The 20001-nt window shown below is 37.5% G+C and carries 17 protein-coding genes; 2 read left to right on the forward strand and 15 right to left on the reverse strand.

Going from position 1 to position 20001, the window contains the following annotated elements; all coding sequences use genetic code 11:
* Window positions 1–127: 127 nt before the first annotated feature.
* Complete coding sequence (locus ACSBRB_RS08915; protein ID WP_435032489.1) at window positions 128–685, forward strand: 3'-5' exonuclease; 558 nt, start codon at window positions 128–130, stop codon at window positions 683–685.
* A gap of 39 nt (window positions 686–724) precedes the next feature.
* On the opposite strand, the gene dinB is transcribed toward ACSBRB_RS08915, so the two are convergent.
* The 7 genes from dinB to gatC all read right to left on the reverse strand — a co-directional run bounded on the left by dinB (window position 725) and on the right by gatC (window position 8697).
* On the reverse strand, window positions 725–1795 hold the full coding sequence (gene dinB / locus ACSBRB_RS08920; protein WP_435032490.1) for a DNA polymerase IV: 1071 nt from the start codon (window positions 1793–1795) through the stop codon (window positions 725–727).
* A gap of 130 nt (window positions 1796–1925) precedes the next feature.
* Window positions 1926–2468, reverse strand: coding sequence for a metalloprotease family protein (locus ACSBRB_RS08925; RefSeq protein ID WP_435032491.1), 543 nt, complete (start codon window positions 2466–2468; stop codon window positions 1926–1928).
* Window positions 2469–2584: 116 nt separating this feature from the next.
* Entirely contained in the window at window positions 2585–3952 is a 1368-nt protein-coding gene (gene rlmD, locus ACSBRB_RS08930) for a 23S rRNA (uracil(1939)-C(5))-methyltransferase RlmD (protein WP_435032492.1), read from the reverse strand.
* A 203-nt stretch (window positions 3953–4155) separates the two neighbouring features.
* Window positions 4156–5109, reverse strand: coding sequence for a diacylglycerol kinase (locus tag ACSBRB_RS08935; RefSeq protein ID WP_435032493.1), 954 nt, complete (start codon window positions 5107–5109; stop codon window positions 4156–4158).
* A 383-nt stretch (window positions 5110–5492) separates the two neighbouring features.
* Window positions 5493–6920: an Asp-tRNA(Asn)/Glu-tRNA(Gln) amidotransferase subunit GatB gene (gatB, locus tag ACSBRB_RS08940; protein ID WP_435032494.1), complete on the reverse strand. Its 1428-nt coding sequence runs from the start codon at window positions 6918–6920 to the stop codon at window positions 5493–5495.
* 15 nt (window positions 6921–6935) lie between these two features.
* Window positions 6936–8393: an Asp-tRNA(Asn)/Glu-tRNA(Gln) amidotransferase subunit GatA gene (gatA, locus tag ACSBRB_RS08945; RefSeq protein WP_435032495.1), complete on the reverse strand. Its 1458-nt coding sequence runs from the start codon at window positions 8391–8393 to the stop codon at window positions 6936–6938.
* Between the two features lies 1 nt (window position 8394).
* Window positions 8395–8697, reverse strand: coding sequence for an Asp-tRNA(Asn)/Glu-tRNA(Gln) amidotransferase subunit GatC (gatC, locus tag ACSBRB_RS08950; RefSeq protein ID WP_059107784.1), 303 nt, complete (start codon window positions 8695–8697; stop codon window positions 8395–8397).
* Window positions 8698–9149: 452 nt separating this feature from the next.
* Between gatC and putP the strand changes: the two genes are divergently transcribed.
* Window positions 9150–10625: a sodium/proline symporter PutP gene (gene putP, locus ACSBRB_RS08955; RefSeq protein ID WP_435032496.1), complete on the forward strand. Its 1476-nt coding sequence runs from the start codon at window positions 9150–9152 to the stop codon at window positions 10623–10625.
* Window positions 10626–10686: 61 nt separating this feature from the next.
* Here putP and ACSBRB_RS08960 read toward each other — a convergent pair whose 3' ends face one another.
* From ACSBRB_RS08960 to ACSBRB_RS08995, 8 genes are all read right to left on the reverse strand, one after another.
* Window positions 10687–11901: a CamS family sex pheromone protein gene (locus ACSBRB_RS08960; RefSeq protein ID WP_435032497.1), complete on the reverse strand. Its 1215-nt coding sequence runs from the start codon at window positions 11899–11901 to the stop codon at window positions 10687–10689.
* A gap of 14 nt (window positions 11902–11915) precedes the next feature.
* Entirely contained in the window at window positions 11916–13919 is a 2004-nt protein-coding gene (gene ligA, locus ACSBRB_RS08965) for an NAD-dependent DNA ligase LigA (RefSeq protein ID WP_435032498.1), read from the reverse strand.
* Between the two features lie 6 nt (window positions 13920–13925).
* Complete coding sequence (gene pcrA, locus ACSBRB_RS08970) at window positions 13926–16124, reverse strand: DNA helicase PcrA (protein WP_435032499.1); 2199 nt, start codon at window positions 16122–16124, stop codon at window positions 13926–13928.
* Window positions 16121–16813 (reverse strand): heptaprenylglyceryl phosphate synthase, encoded by a 693-nt coding sequence (gene pcrB / locus ACSBRB_RS08975; protein ID WP_435032500.1) that lies wholly within the window; start codon window positions 16811–16813, stop codon window positions 16121–16123. Before pcrB ends, pcrA begins: the two co-directional genes overlap by 4 nt.
* Before the next feature lie 209 nt (window positions 16814–17022).
* A complete protein-coding gene (locus tag ACSBRB_RS08980; protein ID WP_059107778.1) occupies window positions 17023–17325 on the reverse strand; it encodes a YerC/YecD family TrpR-related protein in 303 nt (100 codons plus the stop codon).
* 229 nt (window positions 17326–17554) lie between these two features.
* Window positions 17555–18853: an adenylosuccinate lyase gene (gene purB / locus ACSBRB_RS08985; protein ID WP_435032501.1), complete on the reverse strand. Its 1299-nt coding sequence runs from the start codon at window positions 18851–18853 to the stop codon at window positions 17555–17557.
* 319 nt (window positions 18854–19172) lie between these two features.
* Entirely contained in the window at window positions 19173–19367 is a 195-nt protein-coding gene (locus ACSBRB_RS08990; RefSeq protein ID WP_435032502.1) for an NETI motif-containing protein, read from the reverse strand.
* Complete coding sequence (locus ACSBRB_RS08995) at window positions 19364–19942, reverse strand: DUF2179 domain-containing protein (RefSeq protein ID WP_435032504.1); 579 nt, start codon at window positions 19940–19942, stop codon at window positions 19364–19366. Before ACSBRB_RS08995 ends, ACSBRB_RS08990 begins: the two co-directional genes overlap by 4 nt.
* Between the last annotated feature and the right edge of the window lie 59 nt (window positions 19943–20001).

Below are 20001 nucleotides of genomic sequence, written 5' to 3' on the forward strand. Positions count from 1 at the left end.
GAATACTTTACTTATGACAGCTCCTCAAACTCACCTACGCCAATCGCTTAAACTTGACGTAGCCACAAATCTTATTTAAAGTCATTGCATAATCAATCTTCTTAGCTCAGAAAGGAAATGACAATAAATGACAAATGAAGAAGCTTTTGTTGCTTTGGACTTTGAAACAGCAAATGGTAAACGAACAAGTATATGTGCTGTAGGTATGGTGAAGGTCGTTAATCATCAAATTACTGAATCTTTTTATACCTTAGTGAATCCAAATGACTATTTTTCACAAAAAAATATTGAAGTCCATGGCATCCATCCAGAAGATGTTGAAGATGCGCCAGACTTCAATTATGTGTGGCCTTATATGTTAGATTTTATCGATGGTTTGCCTGTAGTGGCACATAATGCCGCTTTCGATATGAGTGTGCTTCATGCTAGTATTCAAGCACTCGGCCTCGAAACGCCACAGATGACTTATTTTTGCTCACTACAACTTTCACGTCGTACCGTTAATAACCATCGCTACGGCTTAAATCACATGATGGATTATTATGATTTAGACTTTCACGGCCACCACGATGCCTTAAATGATGCGAAAGCATGTGCCATGATTACGTACAGATTACTGAAACACTACGATAGCTTAGATGAAATGCTTTCTGTATATGGAAAACAATTAACTGATAAAGATTAATTCATTTTCTAAAAAAGCGTGAACCGCACTCACTCAAAATCACAAATAATCGTAAATCGTCATATTTTCATATGTGACTTGCTCTAAATTACCGACTGTCACACCGACAAGTCGAATGGGTACATCGGGTTCTTTCAAATCGGTATAAAGATCATAAGCAATGTTATAAATCGTCGTTTCATCCCTAACTGGATCTCTCAAACTACGCTGTTTAGAAATCGTTTCGTAACGATGTGTTTTGAGCTTCACAGTCACTGTCTTGCCTGATTTTTGTATATTCGCTAAACGCTCTGCTGTCTTATGACTGAGCTCCCAAATCTTCTGCAAAATGGCTTCATCATCATTCATATCTGTCGCAAAGGTACGCTCTGTACCGACTGATTTACGAATTCGAGTCGGTTTCACCTCGTTATGATCAATTCCTCGCGCTTTGTTATATAAGCCATGTCCTCTTTTCCCGAACAAATAAACAAGTTCGCGTTCGCTCTGATCATATAAATCTTGTCCTGTATAAATCCCATGCGCATGCATTTTTTCTTTCGAAGCCTTACCGACCCCAGGAAAATCTCCGATATCTAAATTCATCAATATCTCATGGACATTATTATAATCAATAATCGTGAGTGCATTCGGTTTATTCATCCCACTTGCTAATTTAGCTAAAAACTTATTATATGACACACCGGCTGAAGAAGTGAGTTGTGTCGCTTCGTTAATATCTCTACGTATATATTGTGCGATTTGTGAGGCTGGAAGATCAGGTCGAACAAGTTCTGTCACGTCTAAATAGGCCTCATCTAAAGATAACGGTTCTACCAGTTCCGTATAACTTCTGAATATGCTCATAATCTTATTAGATGCTTCTTTATAAGCACCAAAGTTCGTCGTAACATAATAGCCATCTGGACAAAGTTTGTGTGCTTGGACCATTGGCATCGCTGAGTGTACACCATAGGCGCGTGCTTCATAAGAGGCTGTAGATACGACACCGCGCCCACTTGCTTTACCACCCACGATGACAGGTTTCCCTCTCAGTTTAGGATTATCTCGCATTTCTACTTGTGCAAAGAAGTAATCCATATCGATGTGTATGATTCGTCGTTCCCCCACTTCGTCACCTCCTCATCACATACGTTGTGTCACATTGGTTTCAAAATAGTTGTACCACGCATGAGCTAGATTTGCTAATCATTTGTACGTGTCGTTGAATGAGGACATTTTGCTTAGTACGAATGATAGCCTATAATTTATGCATCAAGTTTCTTGCACTTGAATAAAAACGAAGTCCTCCGGGAATTTCTTCGACGTATTTCACTTTTGGACTCATAGATGACAAGACGAGACATAAGTCAAGTGCACAATAACCGATAAAGCTACTCATGATCAGTATCAATGATGAATAAGGAAAATAACTAAAAATAACACTCCATAAAATTAGAATAATTAATAAAGGAACAATCGTTATCAAAATGTACAAGCCTTTATGAAATAGATTTTCTGGCAGCAAAGCCCTTATCATACCAAAACGCAATTGTAAGCGAATGGTTTTATGGGGTGCCGTTACACGGTAAAAGAGATAAAGTAATAAAAAATGCAACAGGCATAGAGAAATAAACCCAATGCCACCTAACATTAAGTTCATAACTAAACCTTGTTCAATGATGTGTGTAAATGCGTATGCAATTCTGTAGCCAATCAACACAGCTACTAAAGTAATCACAATTTGTGCTAATATAAATCGTCTCTGTTGTTTATAATTTGAAAACATTTCACCTAAAAACATAATGTTATCTCCTAATGATGTATGTTTATAAATGGACAACGTTCAATTTTAAACCACTACTTTAAAGCAAAGCCACTTGTTCAGCGATGGTTCATGAGTCTTATCCATCTAATGGGTTAAATATCTCTGCGTATAAACTGCGCCACTGTTTCGACATGTGTCGTATGTGGGAACATGTCCACAGGTGTAATCTGAACTAAGTCATAATCCGGAGACAGTCGTAACGCATCTCGTTGTTGTGTGGAAGGGTTGCAAGAGATATAAATAATTTTTTGTGGTTTTAACGCTAATAAAGTATCTAAAAATGTTTCATCGCAACCTTTGCGCGGCGGATCCACCATGACCACATCGGGTTTAATCCCTTTTGATTGCCAGTCTAATATAACTTCTTCTGCTTTACCACAGACAAAAGTCGTATTTTGATATCCATTGATTGTCGCATTTTCTTTTGCATCTGTGATCGCTTCAGGTACAACTTCTACGCCGTATACGTGCTTCGCTTGTGGTGCCATATATAGACCTATCGTACCGATACCGCAATACGTATCAAGCACGGTTTCCTCTCCAGTTAACGCTGCATATTCAATCGCTTTTTGATAGAGCTTTTCAGTTTGTGATGAGTTAATTTGGTAAAATGACTGATCACTAATTTTAAATTTTACATCTGATAACGTATCTTCGATTTGATCTTTACCATATAACGTTACTGATTCATCACCCATAATGACGTTGGAGTGTGTCTGATTAATATTCTGCTTAATACTTGTGATATTAGGAAATGTATTAACAAGGCGATCAACTAAAGCCTGGCTCTGTTTGAGTTTACGACCGTTCGTCACAAAAATAACCATGAGTTCACCGGTATGATGCCCAGCTCTTATCACAACATGGCGCATCACGCCTTTTTTCTTGCGTTCATTATAAATACTGACTTGGAGTTCATTGAGCCAAGATCTGACTTTGTTCATTACTTCATTGTGAATATCGTCTTGAATCAAACATTCGTCCATATCGATAATGTCATGACTGCGTTGTCGATAAAAGCCCATCACTGTTTCCTGAGCCTTATTTTTACCTACTGGAATTTGAGATTTGTTTCTGTAATGCCAAGGTGTTTCCATGCCAATAGTGTCATGAATCGTCGTATTCTCGAAGCCTGCTTTTCTGTGGAATAAGTTAACCACTTGTTCTCGTTTCATATCCAACTGAGCACGGTAAGTCATATGTTGCAGTTGGCATCCCCCACATTTTTGATAATACACACAAGGCGGCGTAACCCGATCATCACTGGCTTCATGAATCTCTAACAACTTTCCAATCGCAAAATTTTTCTTCACTTTAATAATCTTATATTCTATTTGTTCATTGATTAATGCGTGAGGTATGAAAATAGGATAACGATCAATCTTTACTACGCCATGTCCTTCGTGCGTGAGATCGATCACTTCTCCTTCTCTCACTTCATTTTTTTGTACGACTGCCATTTCAATTCACTCCACATTAAAAAAGGTTAGGAATCGTTGTCGCGTCGCAATACCTAACCTTATAGTCTAAACTGTTTCACCTGTTATACTGTTATCTTATTGTAACCCATAGGCCAATTTCACTTCAAGATGATGATTTATGTTTACATTTTTATTCTATCGTTGAAACGCTTTGAGTGTACGATGATGAAAATCATTCCGTGTTACGCTTCATCGTCTTGATTATCTTCTTCCGCTTGATTTTCATGAATGAGCTCTTCATTATGTGTATCATTCGGAATGAAGATTTCGATGTGTTGTTTCAAATTCAAGAAATTAGCTGGTAACTTACCGCCGTATTCACCATCCACATTCAGTTGTAATTCGGAAAATGATGAGATGTTGATCGATTTAGCTTTTTTATATACCACTTTCGGGTGTTTAACGTGTTCGCCTCTAGAAGCAAGTGTCATGATATGGCCTAATTCAGCTAAATTGGCTTTTTCTACGATTAATAACGTAAAGTAACCATCGTTGAGTTTCGCATCCGGCACAAGCTTTTCAAATCCTGCCATTGAATTGGTAAGTCCTAAGAAGAATAGTAAGGCTTCTCCTTGGAATACTTCATCATCATATTCAATGCGCAAATCAATCGCGTTCATTTGAGGTAACATTTCAAACCCTTTGATGTAATAAGCAAATGGACCCACAATCGATTTCAGTTTGCTAGGTGTTTCGTAAGAGACTTCAGTGAGTTTCCCACCTGCTGCGAGATTGATAAAATATCGGCTGTTCATTTTACCAATATCTACACGTGCAGTGTATCCCTCTATAATCGTATCGATGGCTTTTAAAATGTCGGTTGGTAAATGCAGTGCTCTACCGAAATCATTCACCGTGCCCATTGGTATCACACCGAGTTTAGGACGATTCGGTCTCTCTGCTATCCCATTGACGACTTCATTTAACGTCCCATCGCCGCCTGCAGCAATCAAGATATCATAATTTTCTTTGAGTGCACGTTCTGCTTCGACAGTAGCGTCACCAGATTTTTCAGTTGCATAGGCACTGGCTTCAAAACCAGCTTTGTCTAATTTTATCAAGACATCAGGTAACATTTTTTTAAAGAGCTCTTTACCTGATGTTGGGTTGTAAATTATTCTTACTCTTTGTCTCATTAGCTATCCCTCAATTTTATATACTCATATCATATAGTAGCTGATTTAAGAGCGTTATAAAAGTATTTAGCATGCATTTTGGAGCAAAAAATATGAGCCATTTATTAAATTTTGCCGTCTCATTTTTCCCTCAGTTTATGAAATGAATTTAGCTTGAAGATAATCAAAAAGCCATCCAAAAAGTTAGAAATTGATTCGTCATCGCATCAGTCTTCTCTTGAAAAATGACTGCTGCTGGAACACGTTTACACCGCTTCATTGATTGCACCAATTAGAAATCATTAGCGCATAGCATTCGGTGTAAAAAACATGTTCAACCTTTTCTAACCTTATAGGATGGCTTTATAGTCAGTTTACTCTGTAATCATTTATGATATTTTCAATTAGCGATTATCTAATTGTTGTTTTAGTAATTTATTAACGATTTGTGGATTGGCTTGTCCTTTAGAAGCTTTCATAATTTGACCGACGAGATAACCCATCGCTCTGCCTTTACCATTTTTATAGTCTTCAACAGATTGTGGATTATTATCGAGTGCCTCGTTCACATATTGAAGTAATGTATCTTCGTCTGAGATTTGAACTAAGCCTTTATCTTCCATGATTTGTTTAGCGTCACCGCCATTTTCAGCAAGTTCTGGGAAGACTTTTTTAGCGATTTTACTGCTCATTGTACCGTCTTCAAGTAATTTAATCATACCTGCTAAGTTTTCAGGTGTTAATTTTGTATCTTGAAGTTCAACTTGATTTTTGTTCAAGTATTCGTTTACGCCGCCCATTAACCAGTTGGATGTTAATTTTACATCTGCACCGTTTGCGACTGCTTCTTCAAAGAAATCAGACATTTCTTTAGTTAAGGTAAGCACGTGTGCATCATAAGCTGGAAGGCCGTATTCATTAACGTATTTTTCTTTTCTTTCGTCTGGAAGTTCAGGAATAGTTTGACGTACACGTTCTTTCCATTCGTCATCGACATATAATGGAACTAAGTCAGGTTCTGGGAAGTAACGGTAGTCGTCTGATCCTTCTTTGACACGCATTAAAATGGTTTTACCTGTAGATTCATCGAAACGACGTGTTTCTTGTAAGATTTCTCCACCGTTTAACAATTCTTCTTCTTGGCGTTTTTGTTCGTACTCTAGACCTTTACGTACGTAGTTGAAAGAGTTTAAGTTTTTAAGCTCTGTTTTAACACCAAATTCTTCTTGGCCAACGGGACGTAATGAAATGTTGGCATCACAACGCAGTGATCCTTCTTCCATTTTACAGTCAGAAACGCCTGTATATTGAACGATAGAACGTAATTTTTCTAAGTAAGCGTATGCTTCTTGTGGTGAGCGGATGTCTGGTTCAGATACGATTTCAATTAATGGTGTCCCTTGTCTATTCAAGTCTACTAATGAATAGACATCTTTATGTGTTGATTTACCAGCGTCTTCTTCCATGTGAAGACGTGTGATACCAATACGTTTTGTTTCACCATCAACTTCTATATCGATATGGCCATGTTCACCGATTGGTTCATCAAATTGTGAAATTTGATATGCTTTCGGATTATCTGGATAGAAATAGTTTTTACGATCGAACTTAGATTCTGTCGCAATGTCCATATTTAAAGCCATTGCCGCTCTCATTGCCCAATCAACAGCACGTCTATTTACAACAGGTAATACACCTGGATAAGCTAAATCAATCACGTTGGTATTAGAATTTGCTTTTGCTCCGAAATGTGCTGGTGATGGAGAAAACATTTTTGAGTCGGTTTTTAACTCAACGTGGACTTCTAGTCCAATTACTGTTTCAAAATGCATTGTTTTTCCAACTCCTTATAAATTTTCATACTCATCATGAAGATTGTATTGTGTTTCGTATTGATATGCGACACGGTATAACGTTTTTTCATCGAATGGTTTACCGATGATTTGTAAACCGATTGGTCGTCCATTTGAAATACCACATGGTACTGAAATACCTGGTAAACCTGCTAAGTTTACTGGTGTTGTTAATAGGTCGTTTGTATACATTGTCAATGGATCATCTAATTCATCACCTAAGTTGAATGCTGTTGTAGGTGTTGTAGGGCCCACGATAACATCATATTTATCTAAGACGCCTTCAAATTCATTTTTGATAATTGTTCTAACTTTTTGAGCTTTTTTGTAGAATGCATCGTAATAGCCAGAGCTTAACGCGAAAGTACCTAAATAGATACGACGTTGTACCTCTGCACCGAACCCTTCACTTCTAGACATTTTGTAAAGTTCTTCTAATGTTTTAGCTTCTGGTGAATGGTAACCATAGCGAATACCATCGAAACGTGCAAGGTTTGCGGATGCTTCAGAAGATGCAATGACGTAATAAGAAGGAATACCATAACGTGTATAAGGTAATGACACTTCTTCTACTGTGGCACCTAAAGATTTCAACGTTTCTACTGCTTCTTTAACAGATGCTTTAACATCGTCATCTACCCCATCACCTAAGTATTCTTTAGGTAACGCAATTTTCATACCTTTGATATCTTTACCAATATCTTGAGTGAAGTCTGCTTCTTCAACTGGCGCACTTGTAGAATCATTTTCATCAACGCCACTAATTGCTTCTAATACAAGCGCATTATCTTTAACGTTTCTAGTCAATGGTCCAATTTGATCTAGAGAAGAGGCAAAGGCAACAAGACCAAAACGAGAAACACGTCCGTATGTTGGTTTTAAGCCGACAATACCACAGTATGCTGCAGGTTCACGGATAGAACCACCAGTATCAGAACCTAAACTAAATGGTACAAGGCCAGCTGCAACAGCTGCTGCAGAACCACCTGAAGAACCACCAGGCACTGCGAGATGATCGAATGGGTTCACCGTTTGTTTAAAGTAAGATGTTTCTGTTGAACCACCCATCGCAAATTCATCCATGTTTAATTTACCAATGAGTACCGCGTTTTCGACTTTCAATTTGTTCATTACAGTTGATTCATAAATCGGTACGAAACCTTCTAACATTTTACTTGCACAAGTTGTTTCGACACCTTCAGTAATGATGTTATCTTTAATACCCATTGGGATACCAAAGAGTTTACCTTCCATTTGGTCTTTTTCTTGTAATTCATCTAATTCTTGTGCTTTTTTGACTGCATTTTCTTTATCTAAAGCTAAGAAGGATTTGATCGTAGGATCAGTTTCTTCTATCGCATCATAAATATCATTAACCACTTGTGATGGTTTGATTTCTTTATTTTTAATTAAGTTAATTAAATTTTCTACTGACTCATAACGAATCGTCATCTTAAGCGTCCTCCTCATTCATGACAGCCGGTACTTTAAACTGACCATCTTCAGTTTCTTTTGCATTTTTTAACGCTTCTTCTTGAGGAATACCCTCTACAGCAACATCGTCACGCAATACATTTTGTAAATCTAAAACGTGATATGTAGGTTTTACATTACTTGTATCGGCTGTATCTATTTGATTCGCAAAATTTAAAATGCTTTCAAGTGTTTCTTGCATATTAGATACTTCCTCTTCAGGAATTTGTAAACGTGCTAAATCCGCAATATGCAATACTTCTTCACGTGTAACTTTAGTCATTAATTAAAAGCCTCCTTCTAACTCATTCATTACAAAATTGTATCAAACTTCCTGTTAAAAATCTAAGTATTTTCATATCATCGCTTAATGTAACAGCGCTTTTTTGTAAAAACGAAATCGAGTACTCATACTGTTCCCTATTCGAAGGCAAAATATGTTACTTATTTATCAAAAATTGTGCTATTTTCAAATATTCCAGCATAGACTTAAACATTAAATGCATAATACAATCATTTCATTCAAAATAGCGACTTTTCTTTGTAAACGTTGCCATTACTATATTGACAATATCTATGTTTGGAATATTTAAAGAAAATACTACATATTATGAATATTTATGTGTATAATCATTCAATAAAAACATTTTTACTCAAACAAAGGGGTTGTTATACATGTTAGATTTAGGAACGGCTTTAAGTAGTCAAGTCAATGCAAGTTGGTAAACGTATATTATGATTGCACTATACTTTATCATATTACTCGTTATTGGCTACTATGGCTACAAACAAGCTACGAGTAACCTCAGCGAATACATGTTAGGTGGTAGAAGTATTGGACCTTACATTACTGCCCTCTCTGCTGGGGCCTCTGATATGAGTGGTTGGATGATCATAGGGTTACCTGGTGAAGTTTACTCTACAGGTTTATCAGCGATTTGGATTACCATTGGCTTATCACTCGGTGCTTACATTAATTACTTCGTTGTCGCACCTCGTTTACGTGTGTACACGGAAGTCGCTGGTGATGCGATTACGTTACCTGATTTCTTTAGTAATCGTCTCAATGATAAAAGTAATTTATTAAAAATCATATCAGGTTTAATCATCGTCGTTTTCTTCACGCTTTATACTCATTCTGGATTCGTCTCTGGCGGGAAACTATTTGAAAGCGCATTTGGTTTAAACTATCATTATGGTTTAATCGTCGTTGCGGTCATCGTTATTTTCTATACATTCTTCGGTGGGTATCTTGCGGTTTCTATTACAGACTTTTTCCAAGGGGTCATCATGTTAATTGCGATGGTTATGGTACCTATTGTAGCTTTAATGCAATTAAATGGATGGGATACATTTAATCAAATTGCCGAAATGAAACCGACGAATTTAGATCTATTTAAAGGGACAACCTTCATCGGTATTATTTCGTTATTTGCGTGGGGACTAGGATACTTTGGTCAACCACATATCATCGTACGTTTCATGTCGATTAAATCACACAAACTATTACCAAAAGCACGTCGCGTTGGCATTAGCTGGATGATTGTTGGGTTAACTGGTGCTGTCGGTGTCGGTTTAACTGGGATCGCCTTTGTTGCAGACCGTGACATTAAATTAGAAGACCCAGAAACACTCTTTATCGTGATGAGCCAAGTGCTGTTCCACCCATTAGTTGGTGGATTCCTACTCGCTGCCATTTTAGCTGCCATTATGAGCACGATTTCATCACAGTTGCTCGTAACATCAAGTTCGCTCACAGAAGACTTCTATAAATTGATTCGTGGTGCTGAGCATGCGAAGGAACATGAAAAAGAATTTGTATTAGTGGGTCGTCTCTCTGTACTTGCTGTAGCAATCGTGGCCATTTCAATTGCGTGGTCACCAAACGATACGATTCTTAATCTTGTCGGTAATGCATGGGCAGGATTTGGTGCGGCGTTCAGTCCACTTGTGATTTATTCACTTTACTGGAAAGGGCTCACACGTACGGGTGCCATGAGCGGTATGATTGTCGGTGCACTTGTCGTTATCATCTGGATTACCGTCGTTAAACCGATGGCAGATATCAATGAAATCTTTGGTTTATATGAAATGATACCAGGATTCTTCTCTAGTGTGATCGTGACATACGTTGTAAGTAAATTAACTCAAAAACCAGGTCAATTTGTTGAAACAGATTTACAACGTGTCAAATCTATCGTCAGTGAATAAAATTGATAAAAGCCAACAATCTGTTGTAGTAACATGATTGTTGGCTTTTATTTGTTGATGATTAATTGATATTTCTATAAATATGAACTTGTGGTTCATCATCATTTTTACTTTTATTGATCAAGGCTTGAGATTGGTTACCATCCTTAATATGAATTTCGTATTCATCGATATGGTTGAAATATTTCTCAGCTTGTTCTGTGACATATTGTGTGATAGCAACTGTTTCAGCCTTACCGTAATAATCGATCGGAATATCTACTGATAACGTCTCTGGACTATTTTTATTGAATTTCACTGTACCGACAGCTTGTGTGAAATTGTTAAAGTATGACTGAAGATTATTGTTAAACTGTTTGAAATTTGAATTTAAATCTTCATCAATGTCAGCTGCTTCACTTGATGGCAACAATGCTGTGGTTTGATTAAAGTTTTTCCAATCATTGATACGGGTTTTACCTTCATCCACCGTTGTACCCATCATGAATTCACCTGGCATAATGTCATCTTCACCAGATTGTTTGTAGATAGCAAAATGAATTGGGATATTTTTCAATTCTTTATGTTCACGTAAACGAGATAAGATATCGTTAGCCATTTGTTTCCCTTGTTTTTTAATATCACTATCGTCTAGTGATTTACTAAAGGTCGCTCCATCTTTTTCTTTTTGATAGTAATATTGACTATTCATGGCTAAACCAATTGTCATACCGCTGATGTCTTTGCCTTTCTTATCTCCTTTATCATAAAAGTCTTGCTCTAGGATATTGGATAAGTAAGCGGGGCTGTTTTCAGCAATTTTTTCTGGGTCAGTTTCCCCTTTATGAGAAGGATTAAGACCAAGATTTTCTACTGCATTTTTATCTTTTTTCTCATCATCATCCATATCATCGATTTCAGACTTCGTATATTTCGGATTGAGGTAACTATTAATCGTATCTTTATCTAAGTACTGACCATCTTGATAGAGATAATCTTTAGGTGAAAAGACTTGTTTACTCAAGTCTAATAATCCACTTTCAAAATCATCACCATTGTAACTATTGGCCATATTTTCCTGTAGTAAGCCACGAGATTGGCTCTCTTTAAATGGCAAAATCGTACGATAATCGTCACCTTGAACTTGCTTATCTGTGACCGTTTGTTTCGCTGAATTGGATTCAGATTTTGTGGAAGATGCGTTATCTGATTTATCATCTTGCTTGTTATCGTCATCATTCCCACAAGCTGCTAGTATAAAAACGGTTGAGATGAATAGTAAAAATATTTTCTTCATGCACTATTTCTCCTCTAATCTTCAATTTCCTTCTGTTTATCTTGGAATTCTGCTTCTGACCAAACGGTTGTACCTAATTTTTCTGCTTTATCTAATTTTGATCCTGCATCTTTTCCAGCAATGACGATGTCTGTTTTTTTCGTGACGCTGTTCGTTACACTCGCACCTTGAAGTTCCAACCATTCAGTGGCTTCATTACGTGTCATTTCTTGTAATTTACCAGTGAGTACGATGGTTTTCCCTTCAAACTCTGGGTGTCCCGTTACTTCCGTTGTTTTAACACCTTTATAACTCATGTTAACATTTTTTTCTTTTAATTTATTTATTAACGCACGCACATCTTCATTTTCTAAGTAAGTGACGATAGATTGTGCTAATTTTTCACCGACGTCATAAATCTCTACTAATTCTTCCTCTGACACTTCTAATAAGCGATCCATCGTTTCATATTTTTCTGCAATGGTTTGGCTAGCTTTAGCACCTAAATGGCGAATACCTAAACCAAATAATAAGCGTTCTAACGAGTTTTCACGAGAAGCATCAATGGCAGAAAGTAAGTTCGCAACCTTTTTCTCACCCATGCGTTCAAGTGGTAACAGATCATCTTTTGTAAGGTAGTAGATGTCAGCCACATCTTTGATAACTTCATTTTCATATAATTGTTGGATGATTTTATCTCCTAAGCCATCAATGTTCATCGCTTGGCGAGAGACAAAGTGTATCAACCCTTCAATGAGCTGTGCAGGACATTTAGGATTAATGCAGCGTAAAGCGACTTCGCCTTCAATACGCACGAGTTCATGACCACAGCTTGGGCAATGGGTCGGCATGTGATAAACCTCCGCATCATCAGGTCTTCGTTCGATGATGCTTTTAACGACTTCTGGAATGATATCGCCTGCTTTTTTAACGATGACACTATCGCCAATACGAATATCGCGTTCCTGTATCAAATCTCCGTTATGTAATGAAGCTCTTGATATCGTTGTACCAGCCACGCGAACTGGATCTAAAATCGCAGTCGGTGTCACAACACCTGTGCGTCCGATACTGAGTTCGATATCTCTCAACGTCGTCACTACTTCTTCTGCCGGGAATTTATAAGCAATCGCCCAGCGCGGTGATTTCTGTGTAAATCCGAGCTCTTGTTGTTGCTCAAGGGAATTCACTTTAATCACGATACCATCGATATCATAGGGTAACGATTCCCTTTGTTCTGTCCATTTATCGATGTATTCAAGGACTTCATCTATATTGTTCGCGATTTGACGTTCTTGGTTTGTTTTATAACCTAATCGATCGAGTTCGTCTAATGCATCGCTTTGCGTAGAAGCTTCAAATTGAGTGAAGTCATTGACGCTGTATAAGAACACACTGAGTTTCCGCTGTGCAGCTAAACGTGTATCTTGTTGACGTAATGATCCTGCTGCTGCGTTACGAGGGTTCGCAAAGGGTTGTTCATCTTTTGCTTCTTTCTCTTCGTTTAATTTTAAGAAAGATTTTCTCGGCATGTATGCTTCGCCTCGCACTTCAAAAGTGAGCTGTGCATCGACTTTTAAAGGAATAGCATGAATCGTTCTGAGGTTTTCTGTAATATCTTCACCTGTTGTCCCATCTCCACGTGTTAACCCTTGGACGAATTGACCATCTTCATATTTTAACGATACGGCAAGCCCATCAATCTTCAATTCACACATGTATGTGACTTCACCAATATTATCGCGAATTCGTTGATCAAACTTACGTAACTCTTCTGCATTAAATGCATTGCCTAAACTGAGCATAGGTGTATCATGTTGCACTTTTTCAAACGTAGACTGTGCTTGACCACCGACACGTACTGTAGGTGAATCTGCTGTACGATATTCTGGATGTTCATCTTCAATATTGATCAATTCTCGTAATAACTGGTCATATTCGCTATCTGGTACGGTTGGATTATCCTTGACATAGTACTCATAACTGTATTGATTGAGCATGTTGTGTAATTCGTCAACACGTTTTTGAATCTCATTCATCGCACTCTATTCCCCCTTTTTCATAATCGGTGCGAATTGGGCTAACAAACGTTTAGGCCCTTCGGACTGAAAGATGATATCTAATTCTACAGAACCATTTTTTTCATTTACGTTACTCACCATACCTTCACCCCAAGCTTTATGAACGACCTTATCACCAACATGCCAATCGGTCTCGGCTGTCGCTTTCTTAGAGGCTGCCATTCGTTGACTGTGTGGACGTTTAGGTGGTTTCTTAGTTGCTTGACGTATTTGTGTTCCTGTTGAAGTTTTTGGTCGATTGTCGTCGAGTAATGTCTCTGGAATTTCTCTCAAGAAACGAGAAGCCATGTTAGCTTGAGAACGGCCATATAACATGCGAGATGTAGCATGTGTGAGATAAAGTTCTTCTTCAGCTCGAGTGATCGCAACATAACAAATGCGGCGTTCTTCTTCCATTTCATGATCATCGTCACTCTTAATGGCACGAATATGTGGGAATAATGATTCTTCCATACCCATGATGAAGACGATAGGATACTCTAACCCTTTCGCTGAGTGCATAGTCATCAATGTTACTCCATCTTCGACATTGGCTTCGTCGATATCGCTGACTAGTGATAAATCAGTTAAGAAATTAATAAGTGATTGTTCTTCTGGTGGCGTATTTTCTTCATATTCTTTCGGCACAGACATGAATTCGTCGATATTTTCTAGTCGGCTGCGTGCTTCAATCGATTGATCATGTTCTAGCATTTCTCTATACCCGGATTTTTGTAAAATTTCTTCTACAATCTCACTGATTTCAAGGAATTCTTGTTCTTTCATTAGATTCTGTATCACGTCATAAAAATTAATACATGCTTGAGTCGCTTTTTTAGATAATCCTATAAAATCAACTTCAGCTAAAGCATCAAACATGCTGATTTCATTATCTGAAGCATAGCGTTGGATTTTCTCTACTGTAGTTGGTCCAATACCCCGTTTAGGCACGTTAATCACACGTTGTAAGCTGATATCATCATTACTATTTGCGATAATGCGAAGATAACTGAGTAAATCTTTAATTTCTTTACGATCATAGAATTTTTGACCGCCAACCATCACATACGGAATGTTAGATTTCATAAATGTATCCTCTAACACACGAGATTGCGCGTTCGTACGATAAAGAATCGCCATATCGTTATACGGCTTACCGTTACGGTGGTGTTTCATAATCTCGCTGATAACATATTGTGCCTCATCACGTTCTGTGTCCGCTTCATAATAATGTATCTTTTCACCTTCGACATTAGACGTCCAAAGTCCCTTAGGTTTACGTTCATTATTGTTTTTAATGACTTCGTTTGCAGCGTTTAAAATATTTTTAGTAGAACGATAGTTTTGTTCGAGATAAATCGTTGTCGCATCTGGATAGTCCTCTTCAAAGTTAAGGATATTTTGAATATCTGCACCACGCCAACCATAAATTGATTGGTCAGAATCCCCTACGACACAAATATTTTTAAATTTATCCGCTAACTGTCTAACTAAAGTATATTGTGCTTTATTGGTATCTTGATACTCATCTACGTGAATATATTGGAATTTATTTTGATAGTATTCTAAAACTTCTGGTACACGTTCGAATAAATGAATCGTCGTCATGATTAAGTCATCAAAATCTAATGCTGAATTTCGGAATAATTGTTTTTGATAGCCACTATAAACTGTCGCAACCATTTGTGAATAGAAATCTTGTGCCTCATTTTGCGCATCTTTCGGTGTTTTTAATTCGTTTTTTAAATTACTGATTGCACTGATAAATGAACGTGGCTCATATTTTTTACTGTCTATATTTTCATTTTTTAATACATCTTTAATCACTGACTTCTGATCAGTTGGATCTAGAATCGTGAAATTACGTTCAATCCCGATACGATCTGCATCGCGTCGTAAGATACGTACGCACATAGAGTGGAATGTCGACATCCAAATCACTTGTGCTTCTTCACCAACTAAATTTTCGACACGTGCTTTCATTTCTCTTGCAGCCTTGTTCGTAAACGTAATGGCTAAGATATTGTAAGGAGATACGTCCTTTTCATCGAGTAAATAGGCAATACGATGGGTTAACACACGCGTCTTACCTGAACCGGCACCGGCCATAATCAATAATGGTCCTTCAGTCGTGCGTACTGCTTCACTTTGTTCAGCATTCATCTTATCAACTAACGGATTCATTCTGGTAACTCCTTTATCTTTACAGTTTTTAATGCTTGGTTAAGATCTTCATAGATGATATTACCAACTACAATGGTATGCGCATATGCTGCCATGGCTTGCGCTTCTTCAAAGTTGGTAATACCGCCACCATAGACTAATTGTGTATGACTTAATGTTTCAGCAGCGGCCTTCACTTTTTCAACATCGCCGTAAGTTCCACTATATTCAAGGTACATCACAGGCAGACGGTACATAGATTCAATCATTTGCGCATACGTTTCTACATCTTCTGCAGTGAGTCGCGTTTTTGCATGTGTGACTTGGCCTACTTTGCTGTTGGGGTTAAGTACCACATAACCTTCAAATACAACCTCATCAAAATCAATCAAGTGACCATATGTCTTCAATGCGTCGAACAGGATTCCATTATGGTACGTCACATCCGTGCTATTTAACACAGTAGGAATCAAATAAGCATCAAATCCAGGCACCACACTATCTACATGCGACAATTCCAATGCCAATGGTTTTGAATAACGTCTCACTCTAAACTTTAACTGACTAATATTTCTTTCTGTCACTTGATCTGTGCCTCCGATTATGATCGCATCTGTTTCGGACGTACAAACCGCCCGCAAAGCCGCTTCACTGATAGGCTTGGCAGGATCTAATTTAAAAATATGACGCCATCCACTTATGTCATACATCTTCTTAACTCCTTTTGATTACATACCTATCATTATAGCATTTTTAACATATGAGTTCTAAGGCTAATGACATCAAAAAATGGAACACTTACCATACAACTTAAAAAGGTTGGTTCAATAACTTGAGTAGAACATGATGAGGAAACTACCCCTCCAAATCATCAATCGTTCACTCAGCTGAACCAACCTTAATTTATATGAATATGGCGTTAATCTGTTGTCTCTATATTCATGCGTTCTAGAATCATCGTATAGGCATCGTTACCCCACTGCAATGAACGTTTCACTCTGGAAATTGTTGCAGTAGAAGCACCGGATTCCTCTTCGATCGTCGCATACGTGTACCCTTGTTTGATCATCTTCGCAACTTGTAAACGTTGTGACAATGATTGCAATTCGTTGACGGTACATAAATCATCAAAGAATTGATAACACTCTTCACGTGTTTCTAATGTCAGAATAGCTTCGAATAGCTCATTCAAAGCATCCCCTCGAATTTTTTCTATTTGCATTGAAAACAACCCCTGTTTAACTCAAATTATCTCGTTTTAACGTGCTAATACGTTAAAGTTTAGAGGTTTTGTACTAAAAATTCAACATATTTCACAATGCTTTTTAACGTTAGAAAGCAATATACAAGCTTTTTAATTATTAGAACAGGTAAAATGAACTCTATTTCTTTCACTATTGCTTATTTTTACCCAAGTTGATTAAATGAAAGCTTGATATTGAACAAACTTCTTAGGATTCTAAACCAGCTCTTTGGAAGATGGTATCGACTTGATTTAAGTGGTGTTCTGGATTGAAGCATTCATCAAGTTCTGATTCGGATAATAAATCAGTGATGTTTGAATCTTCCTCAATCAATGTTCTAAACGGTGTTTTGGTTTCCCAAGATTTCATCGCTTTCGGTTGAACTGTATCATAAGCTTCTTCACGTGCCATACCTTTATCGATCAATGCTAATAAGACACGTTGTGAGAAGATTAAGCCAAATGTCTTATTCATATTTTCTTTCATATTATCTTCGAAAACGGTAAGACGTTCGATGATATTTGAAAAACGATTTAACGCATAATTCAATGCAATCGTTACATCTGGTAACATGATACGTTCTGCAGAAGAATGTGAGATATCACGTTCATGCCAAAGCGGTACATTTTCATAAGCTGTTGTAATGTAGCCACGGATGACACGTGAAATACCTGTGATATTTTCAGAGCCGATTGGATTACGTTTATGTGGCATGGCAGAAGAGCCTTTTTGACCTTTCGCAAATGCTTCTTCTACTTCTCTTGTTTCTGTTTTTTGTGAGTTGCGGACTTCAACTGCAAATTTTTCTAAAGAAGTGGCAATTAAGGCAAGTGTTGCGATGTAGTATGCGTGGCGATCTCTTTGTAATGTTTGGGTTGAAACAGGTGCACAACCTAGACCTAATTCTTTACAAACATGTGCTTCGATTTCAGGTGGGATATTCGCGAATGTACCCACTGCACCACTCATTTTTCCAACTTCAATTTCTTCGCGGACGCGTTTGAAACGTGCTAGATTACGTTTCATTTCTGTATACCATAATGCCATTTTAATACCGAATGTTGTTGGCTCAGCATGTACACCATGTGTACGTCCCATCATGAGTGTGTATTTATATTTTTTTGCTTTTTCAGCAAGTACATCTAAGAAGTGATTTAAGTCTTTTTCAATGATTTCATTCGCTTGTTTAATTTGATAGCTTAACGCCATATCTACTACATCTGTAGACGTTAAACCATAATGAACCCATTTACGTTCTTCCCCGAGTGTTTCAGAAACTTGGCGTGTAAAAGCGACAACATCGTGGCGTGTTTCTTCTTCTATTTCTTTTGCACGTGCAACGTCTACTTTCGCATTGGCACGAATTTTTTCCACATCTTCAGCAGGAATGTCACCTAATTTACTCCATGCTTCACAAGCTAAGATTTCTACCTCTAGCCATGCTTCATAGCGGCTTTGGTCAGTCCAAATATTAGCCATTTCTTCTCTAGAATAACGATCAATCATAGTCTAATACTCCTATCTTTAGTCAGTTTCTTTCTTGAAAATATGTACATTAAAACAAAATTCAAAGTTATAGTTCGTCTTTAGACGTTTCATCCTTAGTTTATCAAAAATACAAACAAAAGTATAAAATTTTTTAACTTTTTATAAAAAAACGGGGATCGTCTCCCAAAATGATTGTCTATTTTCTTCCTATAAAAGAAGCGTTACACCAAATTTATTGTGACTGATGAAACCTCACATCGTAAAACAATCTATTGGAACACAAAATCCCCTGTACATTCTTTCGTTATTTAATTGTGACAAGATAGTTGTAGTTGAGTTATTCACTATCTAAGATGCGCTTACCCACAAATTCTATCTCTTGTCTTAATACTTCTACAGAACCATCTTTAAGTTCTTGATAGACTGGTTTTTCAAAACGTTTCACTGGCATATAGCCTGCTTCTCTCATACGTGCTAAACAATCTTGAATCGTTTCGTCCGCTTCGACTCTGAATTTTTGTTGTTTCTTCATAGCGTTTCCACTTCTTCTGTATCGTATTGTTTAAGTCTCTTACTTCTCACGCCACGTGCTAAGAATCCACCATGGATCGTACGTGGTTCGTAAGCGATGATAAATGCTTTTTCATCCATTTGCTTAATCGTTTCTATGAGTTTGCGTTCAAATCGGCGCGGCGTCAAGATTTCCATCACGAGACGGCTGCCGTCTCTTCCGTATGCACTATAGTGTGTCACACCATAACCTAAATCTCTGAGTTGACGTGGTAAATCTAACTCATATTCAGATGATGTAGCATTAACTACAGTATAACCTAAAGCGAGTTTTTCTTCTATTTTCATTCCGACGATAATACCTATTGAAAAGCCTAAAGCATATGCGAATATGTTTTGAATTTGATCCAGACTAGACATGACCATGCCTAATCCAACGACATAAACAAGTACCTCTAAAAAGCTAACAACAGCAGCAGTGTAGCGATAACCCTTTAACGTTAAAATCGTTCTCATCGTTAAAAAAGTGACATAAGCGACATTGATAACAAATATGGCTAACACCATTAGCCATGGATCTGAAGTAATTACTGACATCGTTTCTTCCCTTTCATCATTCATTAAATTCAAATCATTTTATCAAGTCATAAGCAGCT

The sequence above is a fragment of the Staphylococcus auricularis genome (assembly GCF_051172115.1).
Lineage (GTDB): Bacteria > Bacillota > Bacilli > Staphylococcales > Staphylococcaceae > Staphylococcus > Staphylococcus auricularis_A.

Excerpts from the sequence above, each read along its gene's own strand:
- ACSBRB_RS08915 (WP_435032489.1), top strand. The coding sequence starts at position 128 with ATGACAAATGAAGAAGCTTTTGTTGCTTTGGACTTTGAAACAGCAAAT.
- ACSBRB_RS08925 (WP_435032491.1), bottom strand. The coding sequence starts at position 2,468 with ATGTTTTTAGGTGAAATGTTTTCAAATTATAAACAACAGAGACGATTT.
- rlmD (WP_435032492.1), bottom strand. The coding sequence starts at position 3,952 with ATGGCAGTCGTACAAAAAAATGAAGTGAGAGAAGGAGAAGTGATCGAT.
- ACSBRB_RS08935 (WP_435032493.1), bottom strand. The coding sequence starts at position 5,109 with ATGAGACAAAGAGTAAGAATAATTTACAACCCAACATCAGGTAAAGAG.
- gatB (WP_435032494.1), bottom strand. The coding sequence starts at position 6,920 with ATGCATTTTGAAACAGTAATTGGACTAGAAGTCCACGTTGAGTTAAAA.
- gatA (WP_435032495.1), bottom strand. The coding sequence starts at position 8,393 with ATGACGATTCGTTATGAGTCAGTAGAAAATTTAATTAACTTAATTAAA.
- gatC (WP_059107784.1), bottom strand. The coding sequence starts at position 8,697 with ATGACTAAAGTTACACGTGAAGAAGTATTGCATATTGCGGATTTAGCA.
- putP (WP_435032496.1), top strand. The coding sequence starts at position 9,150 with ATGATTGCACTATACTTTATCATATTACTCGTTATTGGCTACTATGGC.
- ACSBRB_RS08960 (WP_435032497.1), bottom strand. The coding sequence starts at position 11,901 with ATGAAGAAAATATTTTTACTATTCATCTCAACCGTTTTTATACTAGCA.
- ligA (WP_435032498.1), bottom strand. The coding sequence starts at position 13,919 with ATGAATGAGATTCAAAAACGTGTTGACGAATTACACAACATGCTCAAT.
- pcrA (WP_435032499.1), bottom strand. The coding sequence starts at position 16,124 with ATGAATCCGTTAGTTGATAAGATGAATGCTGAACAAAGTGAAGCAGTA.
- pcrB (WP_435032500.1), bottom strand. The coding sequence starts at position 16,813 with ATGTATGACATAAGTGGATGGCGTCATATTTTTAAATTAGATCCTGCC.
- ACSBRB_RS08980 (WP_059107778.1), bottom strand. The coding sequence starts at position 17,325 with ATGCAAATAGAAAAAATTCGAGGGGATGCTTTGAATGAGCTATTCGAA.
- purB (WP_435032501.1), bottom strand. The coding sequence starts at position 18,853 with ATGATTGATCGTTATTCTAGAGAAGAAATGGCTAATATTTGGACTGAC.
- ACSBRB_RS08990 (WP_435032502.1), bottom strand. The coding sequence starts at position 19,367 with ATGAAGAAACAACAAAAATTCAGAGTCGAAGCGGACGAAACGATTCAA.
- ACSBRB_RS08995 (WP_435032504.1), bottom strand. The coding sequence starts at position 19,942 with ATGTCAGTAATTACTTCAGATCCATGGCTAATGGTGTTAGCCATATTT.